17 protein-coding genes are annotated in these 25176 nt (G+C 55.8%); 10 read left to right on the forward strand and 7 right to left on the reverse strand.

Translation table 11 applies throughout. The features are described from left to right. Window positions 1-16: 16 nt before the first annotated feature. Window positions 17-1696 (reverse strand): ribulokinase, encoded by a 1680-nt coding sequence (locus J9880_RS18015; RefSeq protein ID WP_095922103.1) that lies wholly within the window; start codon window positions 1694-1696, stop codon window positions 17-19. Between the two features lie 416 nt (window positions 1697-2112). Between J9880_RS18015 and J9880_RS18020 the strand changes: the two genes are divergently transcribed. From J9880_RS18020 to araC, 4 genes are all read left to right on the forward strand, one after another. Beyond that, window positions 2113-3099, forward strand: a complete 987-nt coding sequence (locus J9880_RS18020; protein ID WP_095922102.1) for an arabinose ABC transporter substrate-binding protein — start codon at window positions 2113-2115, stop codon at window positions 3097-3099. A gap of 246 nt (window positions 3100-3345) precedes the next feature. Continuing rightward, window positions 3346-4932: an L-arabinose ABC transporter ATP-binding protein AraG gene (gene araG / locus J9880_RS18025; RefSeq protein WP_095922101.1), complete on the forward strand. Its 1587-nt coding sequence runs from the start codon at window positions 3346-3348 to the stop codon at window positions 4930-4932. Between the two features lie 18 nt (window positions 4933-4950). Beyond that, the gene (araH, locus tag J9880_RS18030; protein WP_095922100.1) at window positions 4951-5955 is read left to right on the forward strand and encodes an L-arabinose ABC transporter permease AraH; all 1005 of its coding nucleotides are present in this window, start codon (window positions 4951-4953) and stop codon (window positions 5953-5955) included. A 177-nt stretch (window positions 5956-6132) separates the two neighbouring features. Continuing rightward, window positions 6133-7068 (forward strand): arabinose operon transcriptional regulator AraC, encoded by a 936-nt coding sequence (araC, locus tag J9880_RS18035; RefSeq protein WP_095922099.1) that lies wholly within the window; start codon window positions 6133-6135, stop codon window positions 7066-7068. 166 nt (window positions 7069-7234) lie between these two features. Here the strand turns inward: araC and uxuA are convergent, their stop codons facing one another. Continuing rightward, window positions 7235-8419, reverse strand: coding sequence for a mannonate dehydratase (uxuA, locus tag J9880_RS18040; protein ID WP_119826135.1), 1185 nt, complete (start codon window positions 8417-8419; stop codon window positions 7235-7237). 197 nt (window positions 8420-8616) lie between these two features. On the opposite strand from uxuA, the gene J9880_RS18045 reads away from it, so the two are divergent. Beyond that, on the forward strand, window positions 8617-9315 hold the full coding sequence (locus tag J9880_RS18045) for a FadR/GntR family transcriptional regulator (protein ID WP_232769712.1): 699 nt from the start codon (window positions 8617-8619) through the stop codon (window positions 9313-9315). Window positions 9316-9489: 174 nt separating this feature from the next. On the opposite strand, the gene bcsG is transcribed toward J9880_RS18045, so the two are convergent. The 3 genes from bcsG to bcsE are packed head-to-tail and all read right to left on the reverse strand — an operon-like array spanning window position 9490 to window position 12970. After that, a complete protein-coding gene (bcsG, locus tag J9880_RS18050) occupies window positions 9490-11136 on the reverse strand; it encodes a cellulose biosynthesis protein BcsG (RefSeq protein ID WP_232769713.1) in 1647 nt (548 codons plus the stop codon). Next, a complete protein-coding gene (bcsF, locus tag J9880_RS18055) occupies window positions 11133-11366 on the reverse strand; it encodes a cellulose biosynthesis protein BcsF (RefSeq protein ID WP_095922095.1) in 234 nt (77 codons plus the stop codon). Before bcsF ends, bcsG begins: the two co-directional genes overlap by 4 nt. 5 nt (window positions 11367-11371) lie before the next feature. Beyond that, window positions 11372-12970, reverse strand: a complete 1599-nt coding sequence (gene bcsE, locus J9880_RS18060) for a cellulose biosynthesis protein BcsE (protein ID WP_119826130.1) — start codon at window positions 12968-12970, stop codon at window positions 11372-11374. 202 nt (window positions 12971-13172) lie between these two features. Here bcsE and bcsR point away from each other — a divergent pair, with 202 nt between their 5' ends. From bcsR to bcsC, 5 genes are read left to right on the forward strand one after another with little or no spacing between them, the layout of a single operon-like run. Next, window positions 13173-13373 (forward strand): cellulose biosynthesis protein BcsR, encoded by a 201-nt coding sequence (gene bcsR / locus J9880_RS18065; RefSeq protein WP_095922093.1) that lies wholly within the window; start codon window positions 13173-13175, stop codon window positions 13371-13373. 1 nt (window position 13374) lies between these two features. Beyond that, window positions 13375-14103 carry a cellulose biosynthesis protein BcsQ gene (gene bcsQ / locus J9880_RS18070; RefSeq protein WP_232769714.1) on the forward strand — a complete coding sequence of 243 codons (729 nt, stop codon included), beginning with the start codon at window positions 13375-13377 and terminating at the stop codon, window positions 14101-14103. Next, complete coding sequence (gene bcsA / locus J9880_RS18075) at window positions 14100-16715, forward strand: UDP-forming cellulose synthase catalytic subunit (RefSeq protein ID WP_232769715.1); 2616 nt, start codon at window positions 14100-14102, stop codon at window positions 16713-16715. The genes bcsQ and bcsA overlap by 4 nt, the downstream gene beginning before the upstream one ends. Further along, a complete protein-coding gene (gene bcsB / locus J9880_RS18080; RefSeq protein WP_232769716.1) occupies window positions 16712-19045 on the forward strand; it encodes a cellulose biosynthesis cyclic di-GMP-binding regulatory protein BcsB in 2334 nt (777 codons plus the stop codon). The genes bcsA and bcsB overlap by 4 nt, the downstream gene beginning before the upstream one ends. Before the next feature lie 4 nt (window positions 19046-19049). Beyond that, window positions 19050-22340 (forward strand): cellulose synthase complex outer membrane protein BcsC, encoded by a 3291-nt coding sequence (bcsC, locus tag J9880_RS18085; protein ID WP_119826122.1) that lies wholly within the window; start codon window positions 19050-19052, stop codon window positions 22338-22340. Between the two features lie 638 nt (window positions 22341-22978). Here the strand turns inward: bcsC and hutG are convergent. Beyond that, window positions 22979-23821, reverse strand: a complete 843-nt coding sequence (gene hutG, locus J9880_RS18090) for an N-formylglutamate deformylase (protein ID WP_232769717.1) — start codon at window positions 23819-23821, stop codon at window positions 22979-22981. Continuing rightward, a complete protein-coding gene (gene hutI / locus J9880_RS18095) occupies window positions 23818-25080 on the reverse strand; it encodes an imidazolonepropionase (protein WP_131693912.1) in 1263 nt (420 codons plus the stop codon). The genes hutG and hutI overlap by 4 nt, the downstream gene beginning before the upstream one ends. Window positions 25081-25176 lie beyond the last annotated feature (96 nt).

Raw genomic sequence — 25176 nt, forward strand, 5'->3', positions numbered from 1 at the left:
ATAGGTAAAATAGGGATTAATGCGCCGGTTTCGCTGCAAACAGCGGTTCTGTGCTGGCACACCATTGTTGATAACGTTCGTACAGGCGCTGATATTGTTCGACGCGCTGCGGGTCCGGCAGCAGGGTGCGTTCGATGCTGCAGGCCATTTTTTCCTGAGCGGCAGGCACATCGCTGAACTCTCCGGCGGCGACGGCGGCAAAAATCGCGGCGCCCAGCGCGCAGCACTGATCGGAGGCGACAATCTGCAACGGACGGTTCATGACATCGGCACAAACCTGCATGATGACCGGCGATTTACGGGCGATACCGCCGAGCGTCAGGACGTTTTCCACCGGAATATCCTGCTGTTCGAAACATTCCATGATGGCGCGCGCGCCAAAGGCCGTCGCCGCGATAAAGCCCCCGAACAGTTCCGGTGCTTCGGTGCCTAAATTGATGTCGGTAATCACGCCTTTCAGGCGCTGGTTGGCGAAAGGTGTCCGGCGACCGTTAAACCAGTCGAGTACCAGCGGCAGGTGATCGAGTTTCGGACTGGCTGCCCACGCAGCGGTAAGATCCGACAGCAGGTTTTTTTGCAGGCTGGTCAGTTGCGGTGCCATTTCAGGATGGGCTTTGGCCGCCTGAATCAGCGGCCAGCTCAGCAGACGACTGAACCAGGCGTACATATCACCGAAAGCGGATTGTCCGGCTTCCATCCCGATCATGTCCGGTACCACGCTGCCTTCCACCTGTCCGCAGATCCCGGCAATGGCGCGGTCATTGACCCGTTCTTTATCGGCGATCAGAATGTCGCAGGTGGACGTACCGATCACTTTGACCAGCGTATACGGCTGGGCGCCCGCACCGACTGCGCCCATATGGCAGTCGAATGCGCCGCCGGAAAGCACCACGCTGGCCGGTAGGCCAAGGCGCTGCGCCCATTCCGGCGTCAGGGTGCCCACGGCCTGTTCGGCAGTGACCGTGTCGGTAAACAGCGGGTATGGCAGATGTTCCACCAGCAGCGGATCGAGCGCGGCAAAGAAATCTTTGGGTGGCAGGCCGCCCCAGGACGGATGCCAGAGCATTTTGTGTCCTGCGCTGCAACGACCGCGCACCACTTTATCGGGTGCGGTCGTGCCGGAAAGCAGGGCGGGCACCCAGTCGCACAGCTCAACCCAGGAGGCGGCGGCTTCTTTCACGGAGGCATCGGCGCGGGAAACGTGCAGGATTTTCGCCCAGAACCATTCGGAGGAATACACGCCGCCGATATAGCGGGAATAGTCAGGGAAATCGCCGCTGCGGCACAGGCGGTTGATCTCTTCGGCTTCTTCGATTGCCGTGTGATCTTTCCACAGCACGAACATGGCATTCGGATTTTCGGCAAACTCCGGCTTCAGCGCCAGAATGTTGCCTTCACTGTCTACCGGTGCCGGCGTGGAGCCGGTGGAATCGACGCCGATCCCCACCACACGCGCCGCACGCTCGCTGCCCAGACGCTGCACCACGTTTTTAATCGCCTGTTCCATGGCTTCTATATAGTCGAGCGGATGGTGGCGGAACTGATTTTTTGCCGCTTCACAATAGCGACCTTCATTCCAGCGCGGGTAATACACCACGTCGGTTTCCATCTCGGCACCGGTCTGGCAATCCACTGCCAGGGCACGGACGGAATCGCTGCCAAAATCAAGACCAAGAGCAATCGCACCTTGCGTCATTCTTTCTCACTCCTTCAGGTTTGCCGTAGTCATTACGGCGGCGAATCGAATTGATCTAACAGTAGGAGGATGGAAAAAAGGGAGTGAGGAGGCGTTAGCTGGAAGTATGCACAAATCTGCTCCCCGTGATGTTTCTGTGAGGTTGGTCAAATGTTAGCGTTTGGCTAAAATCGCTATATCTATGCACAATCCTGCTGTTTTCCTGCCGTGTGATAACGCTCTACATTCCTTTGCAAAATTACCGCTAAAACTTAACCCGTCTTACAAGAAAGTGTGACGTCAATCCGCTACAGACAGGACTTCGCCGCACATTCACTTTGTTTCCTTACGCTACTGATAACGTTTTCATGATTGCGCAAAACCACCAGATTTCGGACTGCGATTGTGAAAAACAACAATAAAAGTCGGAGAACATCATGCATAAATTCACTAAGGCATTAGCGGCGGTCGGGTTAGCTGCCCTTATGTCACATTCAGCTATGGCGGCTGAGAATCCGAAGCTTGGCTTCCTGGTCAAGCAACCGGAAGAGCCGTGGTTCCAGACTGAATGGCGTTTCGCAGATAAAGCCGGGAAAGATCTGCATTTCGACGTGATCAAAATCGCCGTGCCGGATGGTGAAAAAACCCTGAACGCGATCGACAGCCTGGCGGCCAACGGCGCGAAGGGGTTTGTCATCTGTACGCCAGACCCGCGTCTCGGGCCAGCCATCATGGCGAAAGCGCGCAGCTATGACATGAAAGTGATCCAGGTGGATGACCAGTTCGTGAATGCCAAAGGCAAGCCAATGGAAGAAGTGCCATTAGTGATGATGGCCGCGACCAAAATCGGTGAGCGTCAGGGGCAGGAACTGTATAAAGAAATGCAAAAACGTGGCTGGAAAGCTGCTGATACCGGCGTAATGGCGATTACTGCCGATGAGCTGGACACCGCACGTCGTCGTACTTCCGGTTCCATGGACGCGCTGAAAGCGGCTGGCTTCCCGGAAAAACAAATCTACAAAGTGCCCACCAAATCTAACGATATCCCGGGCGCACTGGATGCCGGTAACTCGCTGTTAGTGCAGCATCCTGAAGTGAAAAACTGGCTGATCATCGGCATGAACGACAACACCGTATTGGGTGGCGTGCGTGCAACAGAAGGTCAGGGCTTTAAAGCCGCTAACGTGATCGGCATCGGCATCAACGGTGTGGATGCGGTCAATGAGCTGTCAAAAAGCGCGCAAACCGGCTTCTACGGTTCCCTGTTACCCAGCCCGGATATCCACGGTTATAAAAGTATCCAGATGCTGAACGAATGGGTCACCAAAGGCGTCGAACCACCGAAATTTACCGAAGTGACAGATGTTGTGCTGATCACCCGCGATAACTTCAAAGAAGAACTGAAGAAGAAAGGCTTAATGTAATTTCCTCGTCATCCTTCGGGCTGCAGATGCGTTGGCTGCGTTCGCTCACCCCGGTCACTTACTTATGTAAGCTCCCGGGGATTCACGAACTTGCCGCCTTCCTGCAACCCGAATGATTTAGAGGAACAGCGAGTTAAACGAGCATTAGATAACGCTGCTGCATGGCGGACGACAGGAAGTTTTACGAACTGTTTTCTGTTGTGCAGTGGCGTGCATCCATACTTACTCAACTTCCAGGTAGCCACTATGACTCAGCAATCTTTCGATAATAAGACGCCTTTGCTGACACCGTCACTGACGGAGTTTGATGCGGCCAGGCCGTATCTGGAATTCCATGACATTGGCAAAACTTTTCCGGGCGTGAAAGCGCTGGACGGTATTTCATTCAATTGTTACGCCGGTCAAATTCATGCGCTGATGGGCGAAAACGGCGCGGGTAAATCCACGCTGCTGAAGATCCTCAGCGGGAACTATCAGCCTTCGCAGGGCAGTATTCATATCAAAGGCCAGCCGGTCGCGTTCAGCCATACCACGGATGCGCTCGATGCCGGTGTGGCCATCATTTATCAGGAACTGCATCTGGTGCCGGAAATGACGGTGGCAGAGAACATTTACCTCGGCCAGTTGCCGAGTAAACACGGTTTCGTAAACCGTAAATTGCTGCGCTATGAAACCAAACTTCAGCTCGAACATCTCGGGCTGGATATCGATCCGGATACGCCGCTGAAATACCTTTCCATCGGCCAGTGGCAGATGGTGGAAATCGCCAAGGCACTGGCGCGCAATGCCAAAATCATTGCCTTCGATGAGCCAACCAGCTCGCTGTCTGCCCGTGAAATTGAACAATTGTTCCGCGTTATCCGTGAGTTACGGGCAGAAGGGCGCGTCATTTTGTATGTCTCACACCGTATGGAAGAAATCTTTGCATTAAGTGACGCTGTCACGGTTTTCAAAGACGGACGCTATGTGCGCACCTTTGATGATATGTCTCAGGTGGATAACAGCAAGCTGGTGCAGGCGATGGTAGGCCGTAACCTGGATGACATTTATGGCTATGCGCCGCGTCCGCACGGCGACATTCGTCTGGAACTGAATGAGGTGAAAGCGCCGGGCGTGAGAACGCCGGTCAGCCTGACCGTACGTCAGGGGGAAATCGTCGGCCTGTTCGGGCTGGTGGGTGCCGGGCGCAGTGAGTTAATGAAGGGATTGTTTGGCGGCACGCGCATTACCGGCGGCACCGTCCGGCTGGATGGCGCGGTGCTGAACATCCGTAAACCGGCAGATGCGATCCGTCAGGGCATCATGCTTTGCCCGGAAGACCGCAAAGCCGATGGCATCATTCCGGTGCACTCCGTGCGCGACAACATCAACATCAGCGCCCGCCGCAAAACGGTGAAAGCGGGGTGTCTGATCAACAACGCCTGGGAGGCGAAAAACGCGCGTAAACACATCGATGCGCTGAATATCAAAACCCCCAGCGACCAGCAGCTGATTATGAATCTTTCCGGCGGTAACCAACAAAAAGCCATTCTTGGCCGCTGGTTGTCGGAAGAAATGAAAGTCATTTTGCTGGATGAACCGACGCGCGGGATCGACGTCGGTGCCAAGCATGAAATCTACAACGTGATTTACGCACTGGCAAAACAAGGCATCGCGGTGCTGTTTGCATCCAGTGATTTACCGGAAGTGCTGGGTCTGGCCGACAGAATTGTGGTGATGCGCGAAGGCGCAATCTCCGGCGAACTGTTGCATGACGACGCCACCGAAGAAAAAGCACTGGGGCTCGCCATGTTGCGAACGCCAGACCTTGATTCTGCCCCTGACGCTGCCTGACTGAGGAGCAAAAATATTATGTCGAGTATGACAACCAATTCCGCCAAACCGGATCAACCTTCAGCCGCTTCCCGTGGCGGGCAGGGTCTGATGCGTATCTGGGACAGCTACGGCATGTTAGTGGTGTTCGCCGTGCTGTTTATCGCCTGTACCATTTTTGTGCCAAATTTCAGTTCTTTCATCAACATGAAAGGGCTGGGGCTGGCGATTTCGATGTCCGGCATGGTGGCCTGCGGGATGCTGTTCTGTCTGGCATCCGGTGACTTCGACCTGTCCGTAGCCTCGGTCATTGCCTGCGCGGGTGTCACCACCGCGGTGGTGATCAACATGACCGAAAGCCTGTGGATCGGCGTGGGTGCGGGTTTGCTGCTCGGGATGCTGACCGGTTTGCTCAACGGTTTTGTGATCGCGCGTCTCAAAATCAATGCGCTGATCACCACGCTTGCCACCATGCAGATTGTGCGCGGTCTGGCGTACATCATTTCTGACGGTAAAGCGGTCGGTATCGAAGATGAGCGTTTCTTCACACTGGGTTATGCCAACTGGCTGGGGCTGCCTGCACCAATCTGGCTGACTGTCGGCTGCCTGATCATCTTTGGTCTGCTGCTGAACAAAACCACTTTCGGGCGCAACACGCTGGCGATTGGCGGTAATGAAGATGCCGCGCGTCTGGCCGGTGTGCCGGTGGTACGCACCAAAATCATCATCTTTGTGCTGTCCGGGCTAGTGTCGGCGGCAGCGGGGATCATTCTGGCTTCGCGTATGACCAGCGGCCAGCCAATGACCTCACTGGGCTTCGAGCTGATCGTCATCTCTGCCTGCGTCCTGGGTGGCGTTTCGCTGAAAGGCGGCATTGGTAAAATTTCTTACGTGGTATCCGGGATCCTGATCCTCGGTACCGTGGAAAACGCCATGAACCTGCTGAACATTTCCCCGTTCTCGCAGTATGTGGTTCGTGGTCTGATCCTGCTGGCGGCGGTGATCTTCGACCGCTACAAACAGAAAGCGAAAAAGACCGTTTGATGCGGGTTTGTGATAACGCTTTCACAAAATAATACCCACGGCATTTCGCGCTTTCAGGGGTGAAATGCCGTAAAAACGCGTGTTTGTTCACAAATCAGTAACCTTTACTGGCAGCGTTTTCACCGACGATTAGAATAGATGAAAAGTCCATAGCCCTATGTAGTTTCAGGAGGTTCGATGTATCACCGTATGATTCAGGATCAACAGCAAAATCCGCTGTTACCGGGTTACAGTTTTAATGCCTATCTGGTCGCCGGTATGACACCGATCCTTGCTGACGGGCCGCTGGATTTCGCCATTGACCGTCCCGGCGGCATGAAAGGTTACATCCTTAACCTGACGGTAAAAGGGCAGGGCAAAGTCTTCGACGGTGAAGATACCTTCTATTGCAATCCCGGCGATCTGCTGTTGTTCCCGCCGAAAGCCCGCCATCTTTACAGCCGCTCTGCCAATGCGGATTCCTGGTATCACCGCTGGGTGTACTTCCGCCCGCGCGCCTACTGGGCCGACTGGCTGGAATGGCACACCAAAACCCGTGACGTCGGCCGTCTATCTTTACCGAATAACACTTTATTGCTGGAGTTCGACCGCCTGTTTGCCAACATCGAGCAAACGCAAAAATCAGGGCGTCGTTTCTGCGAAGAGCTAGGGATGAATCTGCTGGAGCGTCTGTTGCTGCGCGCAATGGAAGAAGATCCGCAGAGCCCGCAAAAGATTATGGATCCGCGTGTCATCGAAGCCTGCCAGTTTATTACCGGCAATCTGGCCGGTGAACTGCGCATCGACGAAGTGGCCCGCCACGTCTGCCTTTCGCCGTCGCGGCTGGCGCATCTGTTCCGCGAACAGGTCGGGATCAACATCCTGCGCTGGCGTGAAGATCAGCGGGTGATCCGCGCCAAATTACTGTTACAAACTACGCAGGAATCCATCGCGACGATTGGCCGCGTGGTGGGTTATGACGATCAGTTGTATTTCTCGCGGGTGTTCCGCAAACGGGTAGGGGTGAGTCCGAGTGATTTTCGTCGCAGAAGTGTGGAGATCAACTATCCGGCCAAACCGTACAAATCTCATCCATGGCCTGAGCAGGAAAATGCCGTGGCATATCATTTTTGAGTTTTGCTTTGCGCCCTCCCTGCGAAAAGGGAAAAGTGAAAGTGCCATACTGCTCCCTCCCCTGCGAAGGGGAGGGTTGGGGTGGGGTATCAGAAGCAACTCTGAATCTGAAGTTGCCATTAAAACCCCCTCCCAGCCTCCCCCTTCGCAGGGGGAGGAGAAAACATTACCCGGCGAAGAAACTCTGCTTCAACGCCCGCTCCACACCCCGCAGTTCTGCCAATCCACGTAAGCGTCCAATCGCCGAATACCCCGGATTGGTTTTCTTATGCAAATCATCCAGCATCTGATGGCCGTGATCCGGACGCATCGGAATGGCGCGCAGATTACCGGCGCGGCGGCGGGTTTGTTCTTCGGTCAGAATCGCTTTGATCACCGCTACCATATCCACATCACCGTCCAGATGGTCGGCTTCATGGAAGCTGCCCGGGACGTCTTCGCGCTGGGTGGCGCGCAGATGGATAAAGTGCACGCGATCGGCGTAGGTGGACATCATCTTCACCAGATCGTTATCTTCGCGCACGCCGTAAGAACCGGTGCAGAAGCAGAAACCATTGTGGATGCTGTCGACGGTTTCTTTCAGCCATTGCATATCTTCAATGGTGGAGATAATACGCGGCAGGCCGAGAATAGGGCGCGGCGGATCATCCGGGTGAACCGCCAGACTTAAACCGCACTGCTCGGCAACCGGCACAATGCTGCGCAGGAAGTGCGCCATATTTTCACGCAGTTTCGCTTTATCGATGCCGTCATACGTCGCCAGACGCGCACGGAACTGATCCAGCGTGTAGCCTTCTTCTGCGCCCGGCAAACCGGCAATAATATTAGACACCAGCTGATCTTTCTCCGCCTGCGTCATCGCCGCAAAATAATCGGCTGCCTGTTTTTGCTCATCCGCGCTGTAGTAAGAGGTCGCGCCTTCACGTTTGAGCAGATGCAATTCAAAGGCGGCAAACGCGATGTGGTCGAAGCGCAGGGCGCGCGAACCGTCCGGCAGCAGATAGCCCAGGTCAGTACGCGTCCAGTCCAGAACCGGCATGAAGTTGTAGCAAACCGTATAGATGCCACATTCCGCCAGATTGCGGATGGATTGCTGATAGTTAGCAATGTGTTTCTCAACTTCTCCGCTGCGGGTTTTGATTTCCTCATGCACCGGAATGCTTTCCACCACAGACCACACCAGACCTTTGGCTTCGATGATTGCCTTACGTTTTTTGATTTCTTCTACCGGCCAGACTTCACCGTTAGGAATATGGTGCAGGGCGGTGACCACACCGGTTGCGCCAGCCTGACGCACATCATCAAGTGAAACCGGATCGTTCGGGCCGTACCAACGCCATGTCTGTTCCATGTGTTTTCCTTAAAATTGTTAACTGACTCTCTGAATATAGTTGACGCATGGCCGGTGATAAGTTCAAGCTTAATGCGCGGTCTGGTCAGGTGGTCTGCTGGTCAGGCCATCAGACCGACATATGATTCAGCATCAAACCGATCATTAATGTGACCGGGATAACAGATCTGGGATTCAGCATGAGCATGGAGAAAATAATGGCATTACCTACCCTGAAAGTTGAACGGCTGTATCGCCAGATTTCTAATGTCTTGATTAACTGCATTAATACCGGCCAGTTCGCGCCGGGCGCGATGATCCCTTCCGAACGTGATTTATCGAAACAGCTGGGTGTCAGTCGTTCGTCGATCCGCGAGGCGTTGATTGCCCTGGAGATCACCGGTTGGGTGGAAATCCGTACCGGCAACGGGGTATACGTCAGCGATCCGCTGCCACAGCCGATGCCAGTCGTGCCAGCGACCGCCGTCGAAGAAGAGTTCAGTCTGCAATCTCTGGTAAAAGCCCGGCAGGTTTACGAAGCCATGACCGCCGAACTGGCGGCGTTAAACGGCACGGATGATCAGCGCGCCAGACTGAAAGAGATCGCCCTTGAATTAAACGAGCTGAATGCCAATAACGATGCGTTCCTCGAAGCAGACCGTCGTTTCCATCTGATGATCAGCGAAATGACCGGCAACGAAGTGCTGCACGATATGATGGGATACTTGTGGGATAAACGGCATTCACGCCGCTTTATGCGCCTGGAAAGCCATTACACCGAAGTGGATTTCGCCCGCGAAATGAACGCCGATCATCAGGGCATTCTGGACGCGATTCTGGCGAAAGATGGCGCAGGGGCGCGGGCAAGAATGAGCCGACATTTACAGCATGTGTATGACCAGTTATTTGCAGAATAAATGCAGAAAGACGGACAACTCCCTCCCCTGCGAAGGAGAGGGTTGGGGTGGGGTATTAAGGTCAAAATCTAAATCTGAAGTTTACTCTTACCCGGTTTTAGCCCTTAAAACCCCCTCCCGTCCTCCCCCTTCGCAGGGGGAGGAGCAAAGCCAAACCCGGTTTACCGGTTTCACTCAGCTCGGATAGGGCACCCATCCTCCACCATTCAGCCGGATGTAGATTTTCCCCTGATATTCCATCACCACCGAGTTCTCATTTTCTGACACCAGCGGCGTTTGCGGCAGGTTGGCGCTGAAGGTTTTCCAGTCCATGGTCGGGGTGGTAAACACTTTGCCATCCACTGCGCGGGCCACCATTTCCGAAATCGCCTGATAGCTGCTCTGCGACTCGATTTTCATCGGAGACGGCGCATGCGGCGCCTGCATACCAAAGAACTTCACGCCGACCGGAATGTGGGTGATGGATGGGCTGGGAATATCACGCAGCCCGGAGATCTGCATCTTGTCGCCCACCAGCGCCGCGCCATGCTCCGGCACCACCACCAGCATCACTTTGCGGCCGGATTTATCCAGCTGATCCATGAAGGTATTCAGCTGATTGAGCAAGGTCTGCGCCCGGTTGTGATAATCCGCGCCTTTATTGCTGCCGACATACCGGTTGCCGTCATGCAGCGGGATCAGGTTGAAGAAGGTTGCCGTACGTGCGGTTCCGGCCTTTTGCTGATTCTCCAGCCAGCGGGAGAACAACTGTCCGTCGTTGAAAATCGGCGATCCGTCAAATGACGTGAGTTCATAACCCAGACCGGCCTGCGACATCAGCGGTGCTTTCATATCGGCATCATCCCGCAGATTGCCGATGTAATTGCCGAACTCGCCGGTGTGATCCATTGCCAGCTGGGAAGTAAAGCCCAGACGGGCCAGATCGTCGAACAGATAACATTGCTGACCGGCAGGCTGATACAGATTGTGGTGAGACGGCTGGCCGCAACTGGCGCGCAGCAGACGAATCGATGCCGGACCGCTGTAGGCCGTGGCTGAGTTGAAATTGCTGAACACATAATCGAAACGCGACCAGAGCGGTGAACTGGAAAGATTGACCGCATCCAGATCTGACCACGCCAGCGAACAGATGTTAATCACCAGCAAATCGAAAGGCTGGGCGTCGGCGGGCAGCGCATCAGGGAACGTCGTCGCCTTGCGGCTTTCGTTCTGATAGAACTGCTCTAAATAGGCGTTCAGATTGGCATTGGTCGGCGGGCCATTCACGGTATTATCCGTGCCGGAAGGGGCGACGTCTGCCGGGGCTGCGGCGGTATTTTGCACCACAGCCGGTGGCGCAGGATGCGCAAAGAACGGCGTGATCAGGCCGCTCAGGTTGACCCACAATAAGACCGCGACCGTAAACGTGGTCAGACGGATCCACTGCGAGATGAACAGATAGCCCACCAGCAGCGCAAACCCCACGGCAATCCACTGCCAGTTGATAAAGCGGTCAGCCAGTTCGAGCAGATAACTGACACTGAATCCGGCGACGTCCGCCCCCTGACTGACAATTGAACGCCAGCCCGGCAGCCAGGTGTCGTGATACAGCAGCGCCAGCCCGAAAGGCAGTGCGATCCATTGTCGCCAGCGGTGCAGCCGCAGCGAACGAAGCGGGAACAGCAGGATGGCCGCAAAGACCAGATTGCTCAGTGCATCAAAATTCAGATAACCCTGTGAAAGCAGAACAAATTTCAGCAGAAAATAATAGTTCCAGGCACCCAGGCCGCGCCAGGATTGCCAGATCCGCAAACGCGGCGAAGAAGATTGCGATTCGTTCATAGTGACGTTTTGGAGTTCCCTGTAGCCGGAGAAGCCTCAGTCCGTTTTGGGGAGCCTGAGCGTTTCTTATTGATCATGCTGGCCGTCATCGGTGTTAAATAACGCGGCGAGAGAAAACGGGTGGCGAAGCGGTTTTTCCAGCGCGGCAGACGGCTGCGCAACGCATATCCGGCGGGGATGAAAATCACTGCCGCCAGAATAAAAATTTCAATAATATCCTGAATATCCATGTCTGTTACTCCGGTGCCCTGGTCGCAGGCGAGTCACTCACGGCGAGCGTGATGGGAACAGGTTGATGCACCTGTGCGCGTCTGAGCGGCCCGGTTTTCTGTGGTGTGAACGCTTCTGCGGCGACCACCGGTTTTTCCATTGGCGGTTTCGCGGCCAGCCGGCGGATCTCCGTCTGGATATCCAGCTCCTGACTCCAGAACGTCTGGCTGGTGAATACCTCTTTCACCGGCAGAGTGAACAGGAAAGCCAGCACATTTTCCACATCGCTGACCTGACAGTTCGACAGGAACAGATACAGATGGCGTTCGGTGACCGTCAGAATATCGCCGTCACGGCGCAGGGAACACAGAGACATCGCCTGCTGCGGGCTGATCCCGGCAGCAGGGCGCAGGGAAATCAAAATCCCGCGTGATTCGGTGGCCAGCGTGGCGTGGTTCCAGATGTCGCGCATGACTTCACAGAACACCGGCAGCGGCAGATAGCCTTTATGATGCGTCGGTAAACGGCTGTCGAGCAGCAGTTCGATATCTTCCGCAACATGACGGGTGAAACTGAGATTTTGCAAATCATCCAGCAAGGTCAGGAAGTTGGAAAGCCGTGCCGCATGAGGCACCACCAGATTGGCACCGCAGGCCTGTAACAGACGCTGGTCGACGTAACGCAATGACGAATTCATTTCGCGCACCACAATTTTCAGCCCGTTGCCGCGCTGAATGCGCAGACGGTGAACCTGACGGGCCAGCACTTCCACCTCATCATTGCCCTGCAGGGCGAAAATCACGGTCGCGGAGCGCGCATGAGAAGCTCTTTCGGTCAGCGCATCATTGTCATCAAACAGGAACCAGCGTTCCGAAAGCGCGGGCGCGCCTTCCAGCACCGACCGCTCAGCCAGCAACATCCACTGATCATCACCGGTTTGATCAGAGACAGAGGTCGCGGCGGTTTTGTGAATTTCCCAGCCGGTCTGGCGGGGCGTCAGCGGATACAGCGTATTGGCTTCGACACCCAGCGGGTCATGCCACCACGAAATGCCCCACTGGTTAGGCTCGACGTCCGTTTTTAAATCCGCAAGCCCGTATATATTGCGATGATATAAATGCAGCTGAGTTTTGACTGCATTTATACCCATGCCGTAACAGATAATAAGGAGCGTCGCGCCCTTATTATTGGCCGACGCTTGCATTTCGCTCATCCAGCGGGCGAATTGTTTATCATTAAGATCCTGCCAGGCGCTGGCGGGAAGTAATAAAATCATGAAGGGCGACGGTTGCGCAGGCAAACGATTAATATCAGCAGACAGGGCGAGAAACGCTTTCTTTCCTTTGGCGAGCTGGTAATAAGAGGTTTTTTTCGGGTAATGATGTAAATGTGAGAGCAGAATATCCTCGTCTGAGAGTCTGTTTTCTTCCGACGTACACAGTAAATTGTGCTGTGGAAAAAATACACTGACCGGGCTCTCGCCTTGCTGGGCATCCACCGCCTGACCGCACAAACGATATGCCGCATCCTGGCTGTCAGTATTGACCCAGTACAGCCCCTGCGCCTGCATCAGGGCTAATCCATTCCAGAATTGCTTCCTGCCCAATGAAAAGGAATGTGCCATATAGTTAATCTGCTTGTGTCATTTTTGATTAAAAGTCTGCTTGGGGCACACTGATAAATGTGAGTATAATAAATTCTATCATTGCTACATTAAATAATCATAATTCTTCACAATAATGTTTGATACTAAAATGCCTAGGCCGTCACGGCAATTTGCATTGTTTCAGGTATCAGTAATTAGATTGAAGCCGGGAGGAAAACAGGTGGAAGCCAATATTGTCGACTCAGATGATTCTGAGCCCGCGAAAGACGACGATTTCTTTGCGCTGAGTCACCTTTTTTCTTTGTCAGAATTAAATTACGTCGATATCGCCCGTAAAGAAAAAATTCCGCAACTCATGTCCCGCTGGCCGCTGCTGGCCGAGCTGGCGCAATACAGTGAATCCGGCGCGGAGACGAAATAATATGGCGGTCATTGCCTTACAGGGGTTTCGTGGCGGTACAGGCACCACATCGGTGACGGCTGCACTGGCCTGGGGTCTCGCGCAATTACATGAAAAGGTGCTGGTGATCGACTTTTCACCGGAAAACGTGCTGCGCTTGCATTTCGGCATGCCTTTCACTCAGGGACGCGGCTGGTGTGCGGCGCATACTGCGGGCGAACCCTGGCAGAACGCGGCCATGCGCTATCATTCCCATCTTGATTTTTTACCCTACGGACACCTTTCTCCTGACGCGACGGCTGCGTCCGCTTTCGACTGGCAAACCGCCATCACTCAGCTTAAAAACACCGGTGTTTACGACTGGATACTGATTGATTCTCCGGCGGCTGATCCTGTGCCTGCGCAAAATATTGCCGACAGCACGGTAATGCTGATCCACGCCGATACCCAGTCGCATCTCCGTTTGCATCAGCATGCCTTGCCGGAAAACGGTCGCTATTTGCTGAATCAGTTCATTCCTTCCAGCCAGTTACAACAGGATATTCTGCTGCTGTGGCAGGAAACCTTGCCAGCGTTAATCCCGGTGATTTTACACCGTGATGAAGCCATGGCGGAGTCGCTGGCCGCAAAACAACCGGTCGGGGAATGGAAAGATAACAGCAAAATCAGCCGTGAGATAAACACGCTGGCTAACTGGTTTCTGCTGAATCTGCGTGGCGTCAAAAATGCGTCGCGGAGTCCGGAAAAATGAACCGCGTGCTGAACCTGTTTCTGGTCCCGCCGGTGGTGGCCGAATTACAAAACCGCTACCGGCGTTATCGTGCCAGCCAGTCCTCACGATTTGCTGCCGGTACCATGATTGTCTGTGTGGCGCTGTGCTGGCTGTTTCTGCGATTCGAATCGCCGGTCTGGCAGCGTGTCAGCGCACAACGCACCCGCTGGTATCCGCATATTTCGCCGTCGCGTCCGCGTCTGGCTGATCCGCTGCGTTATCTGGTGCAGAGCCTGTGGCTGCTGGTGATTTTGCCGTCCGAAGGCGTGCGCGAGCGTTTTGTCTATACCCGCTGGCCTCAACGTTTACGCGAAAGGGCGCACCGCTGGCTGGAATCCCTGCCGAAACAGGTGACGCAGAATCCGCTGGAAAGACGCGTCACGCGGCGCATTGGCAAAATGAGCCGTCTCGGTAAACGCCTGCTGATGTTGCTGGCAGGGCTTGTCGCCTTTACGCTGGCGATGTTCTGTATTTCTCAGCCGTTTGGCTATATCGCGCAGTTTGTTTTCGTGGTGCTGCTGTGGAGTATCGCGATGATCATCCGTCGCATTCCCGGCCGCTTCCCTGCGCTGATGATGATTGTTCTGTCGCTGACCATTTCCTGCCGCTATCTGTGGTGGCGTTATACCTCGACGCTGAACTGGGACGATCCGCTGAGCCTGATTTGCGGCCTGCTGCTGCTGGGCGCGGAAACCTATTCCTGGACGGTGCTGGTGCTGGGCTATATCCAGACCATCTGGCCGCTGAACCGTAAACCGGTGCCGATGCCTGCGGATGTCTCAACATGGCCGACGGTGGATCTGCTGATCCCGACATACAACGAAGATCTCAGTGTAGTGAAACCGACCCTGTATGCGGCGTTGGGGCTGGACTGGCCGCGTGAAAAACTGACCATTTACCTGCTTGATGACGGCGACCGGCAGGAGTTCGCCGATTTTGCCCATGAAATCGGGGTGAAATACATTGCCCGCGAAACCCATGAACACGCCAAAGCAGGGAATATCAACAATGCGCTGAAACAGGCCACCGGCCAGTTGGTGGCAATTTTTGACTGCGACCACGTCCCGACGCGCTCTTTCCTGCAACTGACCGTCGGCTGGTTCTTTAAAGATAAAAAACTCAGCATGTTGCAGACGCCGCATCACTTTTTCTCGCCGGATCCGTTCGAGCGTAATCTTGGGCGTATGCGCCGCACGCCGAATGAAGGCGAACTGTTCTACGGGCTGGTGCAGGACGGCAATGACTTGTGGGATGCCAGCTTCTTCTGCGGATCCTGCGCGGTGTTGCGCCGTGACGTTCTCGATGAAATCGGCGGCATTGCCGTGGAAACCGTGACCGAAGATGCCCATACGTCCTTGCGTATGCACCGGCACGGTTACAGCTCGGCGTATATCCGCATTCCGCAGGCGGCGGGGCTGGCGACTGAAAGCCTCTCCGCGCATGTCAGCCAGCGCATCCGCTGGGCGCGCGGCATGGTGCAGATTTTCCGTCTCGATAACCCGCTGTTCGGCAAAGGGCTGAAACTGGCGCAACGGTTATGTTATGCCAATGCCATGCTGCACTTTCTGGCCGGTATCCCGCGGCTGATCTTCCTTACTGCGCCGCTGGCCTTTCTGTTGCTGCATGCGTACATCATCTACGCACCGGCAGTGGCGATCGCGCTGTATGTGCTGCCACATATGATCCACGCCAGCCTGACCAACTCGCGGGTGCAGGGCAAATACCGTCACTCATTCTGGAATGAAATCTACGAAACCGTGCTGGCCTGGTATATCGCCCGACCGACCACGGTGGCGTTATTTAATCCGCACGCCGGGACCTTCAACGTCACGGCCAAAGGCGGCCTGAACAAACAGGCTTATGTGGACTGGAAAATCAGCCGCCCGTATCAGATCCTGATGCTGCTGAATCTTGCCGGATTGTTCTTTGGGATTTACCGCATCATGTACGGCAGCGCCGGAGAAATCCTGACGACGCTGGTGAGTATGGCGTGGGTCATTTACAACATGATTATTCTCGGCGGTGCGATTGCGGTGGCCTTTGAATCCAAACAGGTGAGACAGGCGCACCGCGTCGAAGCCAGAATGCCCGCCTCATTATTAAAGCCTGACGGACACATTTATGTCTGCACCGTGCAGGATTACTCCGACAGCGGCGTCGGGCTGGAAACCGAAAGTGCCAGCCAGTTTCAGGCGGGTGACAACGTCACGTTACTGCTGCACCGCGGTCAACAGGAATACACTTTCCCGATGCAAATCAGCCGCGTTTTCGGCAAAAACATCGGCATGCAACTGTTGCCGCTGTCCACGCGGCAACATATTGATTTCATTCAATGTACGTTCGCCCGGGCGGACAGCTGGGTACTGCGCGAGGACAGCTTCCCGGAAGACAAACCGATGGAAAGCCTGCGTGAAGTGCTGGGGCTGGGTATTCGCGGTTATCTGCGCATGCTGGATATCGCACCGAAGCGATATCGCCCGCTGGCCTCAAAAACCCAATCGTTTGGCAGCTGGCTGCTGTCTTTTGCTCCGCGCAATCCCCCGCTGGCCGTTCAGCCTGATGAGTCCAACCTGATGATGACAAAACAATGAAAAGACTTCCTTTATCGACTTTGATGGCATCCGCATTGATGACATTGGCTTTGGGTTCAGCGGCACCAGCATTCAGTGAACAGGCTCCTGCGCCGGAAAGCGTCACGCCGTCACCGCAGGCCGTATTACCGATGGTGGCGCCCGCGGTGACTCCGATGATTATTCCGGGTGCGCCGGTTCGCAGCCTGACCTTACCTTTTGCGGATGTGGCCCCGACACCGGGGGCGATCACCTTGCGCGGCATTCAGCCGAACGGACAAATTGAATTTGGGGTGCGCAGTGACGAAGTGGTCACCCAGGCGACCCTGAATCTGGAATTCACGCCGTCGCCGTCGCTGATCCCCGTGCAGTCGCATCTCAAGGTGTATCTCAATGACCAGCTGATGGGCGTTGAGGTGATCGATAAAGACCAGCTCGGTAAGAAAAATCACCTGCAGATGGCTATCGACCCGCGTTACATCACTGACTTTAACCGCATCCGTCTGGAGTTTGTCGGCCATTACCAGAACGTCTGCGAAAACCCGGCTAACTCCACGCTGTGGCTGGAAATCGGCAAGGGCAGCTCGCTCAGTCTGCAATATCAGAAACTGCCATTAAGCAACGATCTGGCGCATTTCCCGGTACCGTTTTTTGATGCACGCGACAGCCGTCCGCTCAGCCTGCCGATGGTGTTTGCCGCGTCTCCGGATGCCAGCCAGCAACAGGCGGCGGCGATCCTCGCCTCCTGGTTCGGCACCAAAGCGCAGTGGCGCGGGCAATCCTTCCCGACGCTGTACAACCAGTTGCCGGACAGCCACGCGGTGGTGTTTGCCACCAACGACAGGCGTCCTGATTTCCTCAAAGAGATGCCGCCGGTGAAAGGGCCGGTGGTGCAGATGGTCAGCCGTCCGGACAATCCGTACGTCAAAATGCTGCTGATTTTAGGGCGTAATGATCAGGATCTGCTGACGGCGGTAAAAGGCATCGCCCAGGGCAATATCCTGTTCCGTGGCGAAACGATTGGCGTCGATAAAGTCGAACAGATCCAGTCCCGCCAGCCGTATGACGCGCCCAACTGGGTGCGCACCGACCGGCCAATGAATTTTGGTGAGCTGAAACAGTATGCCGAACAGTTACAGTCTGACGGTCTGCAACCGAATCCGATCGCGCTCAACATCAACCTGCCGCCGGATCTGTTCCTGATCAACAGCACCGGCATTGATATGCGGCTGAAATACCGTTACACCTCGCCGCAGCTGAAAAACACCTCGCGGCTGAGCATCAGTCTGAATAACCAGTTTGTGCAGGATCTGACCCTGAAAACCGGACACGATCAGGATTCGCAACTGCTGCGTCTGTCGCTGTTACAGGGGCTGCTCGATGGCAATAAAGACCTGAACATTCCGGCGCTGAAACTGGGTGCCGTCAACCAGATGCGCTTTGATTTTGATTACACCTCGTTGCTGGCAAGCGGCACTGAAGGACGCTGCGAAACGTACACCACGGTGCCTAATCATGTGGTGATTGACGACAGTTCGACTATCGATTTTTCCGGTTACCGTCACTTTATGGCGATGCCGGATCTGCGCGCGTTTGCCAATGCCGGTTTCCCGTTCAGCCGCATGGCCGATTTGTCGCAGACGCTGGTGCTGGTGCAACCGCAGCCGCAGCCGGTTCAGCTGACCACTTTACTGGATGCGATGGGCAATATCGGCGCGCTGACCGGTTATCCGGCGCTGGGTGTCGGGCTGACGGAAGATGCAGCGAAAGCCAAAGCCACCGATGCCGACCTGCTGGTGATCGGCAAGCTGCCAGCGGATTTACGTGACGACAGTATGCGTGACGACAAAAAAGCCAACCTGCTGATCGACGCGGCGCGGGATGCCGTGAACACGCCAATCCGCCAGACGCCGTTACCGGATAACACCGCACCGGCCAGTGATGCGCGGGTGGATGCCAGTGCGCAAATCAGCGCGCAAGGCCCGGTCGCCGCCGTGGTTGGTTTGCAGTCCCCGTACTTTGATCAGCGCAGTGTGGTGGCGCTGATGGCAAACGGTCAGCAGGGCTTTGAGCTGTTAAATACCGCGATGCAGGATGCCAAACAGCGGGCGCTGGTGTTTGGCTCCGTATCAGTGGTGCGTGATTCCGGCGTGAGCAGTCTGAAAGTGGGCGACACCTATTATGTCGGCCATCTGCCGTGGTGGGAACGTGTCTGGAATGCGCTGGCTACTCATCCGGTGTTACTGGCACTGATGGCGGTGATTGTGGTGGTGCTGGCGGCTATCCTGTTGTGGACCGGTCTGCGTTCTCTGGCCCGTCGTCGTCTGTCTGATGATGATGACCAGGAATAAGCCCGTGAACACACGCCGTACCCGCTGGTTTCCCCGCAGCAGACTGGCCCTGACATGGGGGCTGGTGCTGCTGGCCGCGCCTGCGTTTGCCGCACCGGTTGTCTCTCCCGGGCAATGGTTGCTGGAGCAGGTGCGGGTAGGTGAAGCCAGTCATCAGGACGAACTGGTGCGTCAGTCGCTGTACCGGCTGGAACTGATGGATCCGCAGAATCCCAAAGTGCTGTCCGCCCGTTTGCGTCTCTTGTTACGCGAAGGCGATCAGGCAAAAGCACAGCAGCAACTGGAAAAAATCAAACAGGTCGCCCCCGGTTCTGAAGAATACCGGCAGGCACAGCTCAGCCTGAAAATCGCCTCGCCGGAAATGCAGCAGAAACTCCAGCAAACGCGACTGCTGGCGACGGCAGGGCGTCTGGACGACGCCAAAGCGCAGTACGACGATCTGTTTGGCGGTCAGCCGCCGACGCTGGATCTGGCGGTGGAATACTGGCAACTGATCGCCCGCCTGCCGGGGCAGAAAGCCCGTGCACAGGCGCAGCTTCAGGCGCTGAACACCCAGTATCCGGGGGATGTGCAGTTGCGTCTGCAGCTGGCCCAAATGGCATTTGAAGAGGGGAATAATGCCAACGCGGTGGCGCTGATTAAACAAGTCGCCGCCACCAATGAAGGGCGTTCGCCTGCGGCTGATTTATGGCTGGCAAAAATTAAAGATCAGCCGGTGGGCAACGCGAGCGTTGATGCGCTGCAACAGTTTATCGCCACGTTCGACACCGGCCCGCAGGTGATTGCCGCGCAACAGGAACTCCAGCGCCAGCAGGCATTGCTGGCCGATCCACGTTATCAGGCACGGGTTCGCGGTCTGGCACAAATCGATAATGGTGGTTCGACAGGGGCCATTGCGCCACTGAAACAGGCCTTGCAGGCCAAACCCGACGATGCCGAAGTGCTCGGCGCAATGGGACTGGCCTATTCCCGCGCCGGTAACCGCCAGCAGGCGCTGACCCTCTTTCAGCAGGCAAAAGCCGCCGAAACCGACGGTTATAACGCCGGTAAATGGAACAGCCTGATCCAGACCAACAGCTACTGGCTGAAAATCGAACAGGGCGATAAGGCGCTGAAAGCGGGGCAGCTTGATCGGGCAGAAGCGGCCTATCAGCAGGCGCAGCGTCTGGACTCCCGCGATCCGTGGGCGTTAATTGGCCTCGGCGACGTGGCGGTTGAGCGCAAAAACGATCCCCGGGCGGAGCAGGCTTACCGCCGTGCGTTGGGGCTGGAACGCGATAACAGCAGCGCCCAGCGCGGACTGGCGAATATCTATCAGCGGCAGTCACCGCAGAAAGCGCTGGATTACATCAATTCCTTACCCGCATCCTCACGGGCGAAACTCAGCGACAAACAGCGTGGCCTGCAAAGTGACATTGTCACTGAACAGGCTGAAAAATACGCCGCTGAAGCGAACTGGAATCAGGCGGCGAACCGCTATGGCGAAGTGCTGAAACTGAATCCGGACGATGTCTGGACCACCTACCATTACGCCAACGCCTTACGCGAAGCCGGGGAGCCTGCGCAGGCCGACGCCGCTTTTGCGCGTCTGGCGGCAAAACGCCCGGCGGATCCGCAGCAGGTTTACGCCTATGCGTTGTATCTGTCCGGTTCCGATCGTGATGACGCCGCACTGCGCCATCTGAACACCTTGCCGCAGGCGAAGTGGGACGACAACATGCGCGACATGGCGCAGCGTATTCAGCTTGATACCACCCTCACCGCCATTGATGCGTCCCTTGCCGCTGGCAATACCACGCAGGCGAAACAGCAGTTACAGCAGGCCGATTTGCAGGATCTGAGTCTGAATCAGCAGCGTCGGGTCGCCATGGCGTGGCGCGACGTGGGGGAAACCACCAAAGCTGCGGCATTGTTACAGCCGCTGAAAACCGCTGCACGTTCACAACCGGCCGGACAGGATAAGGCACTGATTTACCGTAACGCCGCCAACCTTGAACAACAGCTCGGGCAGCCACACCTGGCACGTCAGGATTACGAACAGGCAATGGTCGCAAGCGGCATCACCGACACGGCCCCGCAGGATAACGACAGCTATACGCGGCTGACCCGCAATAATGCGACCGATGACTGGCTGAAACGGGGCATACGCTCTGATGCGCATGACCTGTACCGTCAGCAGGATGTGAATTTCACCGTGGACACGGATTCGTGGACATCCAGCGGTACGCCGGGGAAATCCGATCTGACCGCAAATACCACCATGTTGCAGGCGGATATGCCGGTCTATCAGGGGCGCGGATTCCTGCGTGCTGACTGGGTGCGTATGGACGCGGGGACCTTCGATAATCAGAACGGAAACTATGAAGAGAGTTTCGGCACCTGTAGCGACCGGAACTGCCGGCGTTACCGCAGCCAGACAGCCAACGGCGTCAGCCTTGGCGCGGGCTGGGAAAATGACAAATGGAAAGGGGATCTGGGCACCACGCCGCTGGGCTTCCCGGTGGTCGACTGGGTTGGCGGGCTGGCCTACAGCGGTGACTGGGGGGATATCGGCTGGACAACCACCGTCTCACGCCGTCCGGTTTCCAGTTCCTTACTCTCCTTCGCGGGCGCAAAAGATCCGGGTACCGGCACCACCTGGGGCGGTGTTCGTGCCACCGGTGCCAGTCTGGGTTTAAGTTATGATCAGGGGCTGGCTAACGGCGTCTGGGCTGATCTGAGTGCGCATCAGCTCACCGGTAAAAATGTCGAAGACAACACCCGTGAACGGCTGATGGGCGGCTATTACTACAAAGTCATCAACGAAGACAACCGCCGCGCCACCGTGGGTCTCAGCTCGATGATCTGGCATTACCAGAAAGATCTCAGCGGCTACACGTTGGGACAAGGCGGTTACTACAGTCCGCAGCAATACTTCTCGCTGTCGGTGCCGGTGAATTACCGTCAGCGCACGGAGAACTGGTCATGGCAGCTCGGCGGTTCCGTCTCCTGGTCGCGTTCTTCCACCAGCGATGAGAAACGTTATCCGATCCAGAACCTGATACCTGATTCGTTACCGGATAAAAGCGCCATCGAAACCGGCAGCAGCAGCTCCGGATTTGGTTACACCTTACAGGCGCTGGTGGAACGCCGCATCAGTTCCCACTGGACCGTAGGTGGCGGGATCGACATCCAGCAGGCGAAAGATTACACGCCAAGCCATTTCTTGCTTTACGCCCGATATTCCATGAGCGGCTGGCAGGGGGATCTGGATATGCCGCCGCAGCCGTTAGTGCCGTATGCGGACTTTAAGTAGGATTTGAGCCGACAAGTATTGCGATTTGAAGTGTGAGTTCGGACAACTCCCTCCCCTGCGAAGGGGAGGGTTGGGGTGGGGTATTAAATAAAAATCAAAAGGTTAGAGTGCGCGCCCGCTATGGTTTTGTCTGTAAAACCCCCTCCCATCCTCCCCCTTCGCAGGGGGAGGAGCAAAGTCAAAACCCAAAGGATGATCCGGTCGGCTCCCTCCCCTGCGAAGGGAAGGGTTGGGGTGGGGTATTAAATAAAAATCAAAAGGTTAGAGTGCGCGCCCGCTATGGTTTTGTCTGTAAAACCCCCTCCCATCCTCCCCCTTCGCAGGGGGAGGAGCAAAGTCAAAACCCAAAGGATGATCCGGTCGGCTCCCTCCCCTGCGAAGGGAAGGGTTGGGGTGGGTATTGAATAAAAATCATAAGGTTAGAGTGTGCACCCGCTATGGTTTTGTCTGTAAAACCCGCCTTCGCAGGGGGAGGAGCAAAGTCAAAACCCAAAGAATGATCCGGTCGGCTCCCTCCCCTGCGAAGGGGAGGGTTGGGGTGGGGTATTAAATAAAGATCATAAGGTTAGAGTGTGCACCCGCTATGGTTTTGTCTGTAAAAACCCCCTTTCGCAGGGGAAGGATCAAAGGCAAATCAGCTATTTAGCCACAGCGCCCAGTTTATAAGCATCTTCTCCCCATCTCACCATCCCCGCCAGTAACTGCTTCAATAGCACTTGCAATTCAGCCGCCTTATCAGGCGCATAAGCAAACGGCTCTATCTCCTCCATATAATTCACCTGCGCCAGTTCAAGCTGTACGGCATGGATATTGTCATCCGGCTGACCGTAAGCGCGGGTGATATATCCGCCTTTAAAACGGCCATTGAGCACATGGCTGAAACGTGATTGTTGCTGGCAGGTTCTTTCCAGGATTTCGCTCAGCGCCGGGGAACAGCTCGCGCCGCTATTGGTGCCAAGATTGAGATCCGGAAGCTGTCCGTCGAAAAGGCGCGGGATAGCGGAGGCAATGGAGTGCGCATCGAACAGCAATGCGTAACCGAATTCCTGCTTCATGCGTGCCAGTTCTGACCGGATTTTCTGATGATAGGGCTGCCAGATCTGTTCCAGATAAATCTTGCGCTGCGCAACGGTGGGGGTCATGCCGGGCTTAAAGGTGGCGCGTCCGTCGAATAATGTATCGGGATACAAGCCGGTGGTGGCAGTGGTATACAGCGGTTTATCGTCAGCCGGACGGTTGAGGTCGATCACAAACCGCGAGTACTGACCCACCAGAATGCTGGCACCCAGTGAGCGGGCAAAATCATACAGCAGCGGGATATGCCAGTCGGTATCTGAAAGCGGCAGGGCGGCATCGCTCAGGCCGCTGGCGACTTCGGGCGTCAGGTGTGTGCCCGCATGGGGGATACTGATCAGCAGCGGCGCAGTGCAGGGAATAAACTGATACGGCTCAGCAATAACATTAGCGGCAGAAAGGCTCATGAACGGAACTCTCCTCGTACTTCTCCACGATAAACGACGGTGCAGGGCAACTGACCGCCCAGCCAGTAAACCAGTTCGGCAGGGCGCGACAGCGGCCAGTGAATGAAATCAGCGACTTTTCCCACTTCCAGCGTGCCATGCGTTTCCTGCAAACCCAGCGCCCGTGCGCCATGACAGGTGATCCCGGCCAGGGCTTCTTCCGGTGTCAGGCGGAACAAGGTACAGCCCATATTCAGCATCAGACGCAACGAAAGCGCCGGTGATGTGCCGGGGTTAGCGTCGCTGGCCAGTGCCATCGGGACCTGATATTTACGGAATTCCTCAACCGGCGGACACTGCGTTTCCCGCAGTAAATAATAGGCGCCCGGCAGTAAAACGGCGACCGTGCCGCTGGCTGCCATCGCTTGTGCATCCTCCGCCGTGGCGTATTCCAGATGATCGGCTGACAGCGCGTGATGCCGTGCGGCCATGGCGCTGCCATGCAGGGACGAAAGCTGTTCGGCATGCAGTTTGACCGGCAAACCCAAGGCCTGTGCGGCAGTAAAAACCCGTTCCACCTGTTCAGGCGAGAAAGCCAGATGTTCACAAAATGCATCCACCGCGTCGGCCAGGTTTTCGCTGGCGACCTGCGGCAGTAACGTCTCACAAATCAGCGAAATGTAGTCATCGGCGCGACCTTTGTATTCGGGTGGCAGGGCGTGCGCGGCCAGACACGTGGATTTCACCTCTGCCTGCAACATGCTGCCCAACCGGCGGATCACCCGCAGCATTTTCAGCTCACTTTCAATGCTCAGGCCGTAGCCGGATTTGATCTCCACACAGGTCACGCCTTCGGCCAGCAACGGTTGCAACCGGAACAACGCCTGTTTCAGCAACTCCTCTTCGCTCGCCTCGCGGGTGGCATTGACGGTGGATAAAATCCCGCCGCCTGCTGCGGCAATGTCGGCATAACTTACGCCGTTAAGGCGTTGCTCGAATTCCCCGCTGCGGTCACCCCCAAACACCAGATGTGTATGACAGTCGATAAATCCCGGCGTGATGATCCCGCCGTTAAATTTATGCTGAACAGCGTCCGCAAAATCAGGACATTCCGCCGCCGTGCCGGTCCAGACGATCTTCCCGTCAGATACCGCGATCGCGCCATTTTCAGTCAGGTTGTAATGCCCGTCCTGCATGGTCACCAGTGTGGCACCACGCCATACGCTGTCAGCGCGTGAAGGGGATTCGGGGGATAAATGAGGGGACATCGCTACCGGCATGACAGGCTCCAGGCTGAATTCATCTTGTATAGACAACTAAAGTCAACCTAACGCATAACCGTTAAACCAGCAAGGCGGCCTGCGATAGTTTTTTCT

It is taken from the genome of Rahnella victoriana (assembly GCF_021276285.1).
GTDB classification, from domain to species: domain Bacteria; phylum Pseudomonadota; class Gammaproteobacteria; order Enterobacterales; family Enterobacteriaceae; genus Rahnella; species Rahnella victoriana.

Coding starts and splice junctions, on each gene's coding strand:
- bcsF (WP_095922095.1), bottom strand. CDS start 11,366: ATGGATATTCAGGATATTATTGAAATTTTTATTCTGGCGGCAGTGATT.
- bcsQ (WP_232769714.1), top strand. CDS start 13,375: ATGGCGGTCATTGCCTTACAGGGGTTTCGTGGCGGTACAGGCACCACA.
- araC (WP_095922099.1), top strand. CDS start 6,133: ATGTATCACCGTATGATTCAGGATCAACAGCAAAATCCGCTGTTACCG.
- J9880_RS18015 (WP_095922103.1), bottom strand. CDS start 1,696: ATGACGCAAGGTGCGATTGCTCTTGGTCTTGATTTTGGCAGCGATTCC.
- J9880_RS18020 (WP_095922102.1), top strand. CDS start 2,113: ATGCATAAATTCACTAAGGCATTAGCGGCGGTCGGGTTAGCTGCCCTT.
- bcsG (WP_232769713.1), bottom strand. CDS start 11,136: ATGAACGAATCGCAATCTTCTTCGCCGCGTTTGCGGATCTGGCAATCC.
- hutG (WP_232769717.1), bottom strand. CDS start 23,821: ATGAGCCTTTCTGCCGCTAATGTTATTGCTGAGCCGTATCAGTTTATT.
- bcsA (WP_232769715.1), top strand. CDS start 14,100: ATGAACCGCGTGCTGAACCTGTTTCTGGTCCCGCCGGTGGTGGCCGAA.
- bcsE (WP_119826130.1), bottom strand. CDS start 12,970: ATGGCACATTCCTTTTCATTGGGCAGGAAGCAATTCTGGAATGGATTA.
- hutI (WP_131693912.1), bottom strand. CDS start 25,080: ATGCCGGTAGCGATGTCCCCTCATTTATCCCCCGAATCCCCTTCACGC.
- araG (WP_095922101.1), top strand. CDS start 3,346: ATGACTCAGCAATCTTTCGATAATAAGACGCCTTTGCTGACACCGTCA.
- bcsB (WP_232769716.1), top strand. CDS start 16,712: ATGAAAAGACTTCCTTTATCGACTTTGATGGCATCCGCATTGATGACA.
- uxuA (WP_119826135.1), bottom strand. CDS start 8,419: ATGGAACAGACATGGCGTTGGTACGGCCCGAACGATCCGGTTTCACTT.
- araH (WP_095922100.1), top strand. CDS start 4,951: ATGTCGAGTATGACAACCAATTCCGCCAAACCGGATCAACCTTCAGCC.
- J9880_RS18045 (WP_232769712.1), top strand. CDS start 8,617: ATGGCATTACCTACCCTGAAAGTTGAACGGCTGTATCGCCAGATTTCT.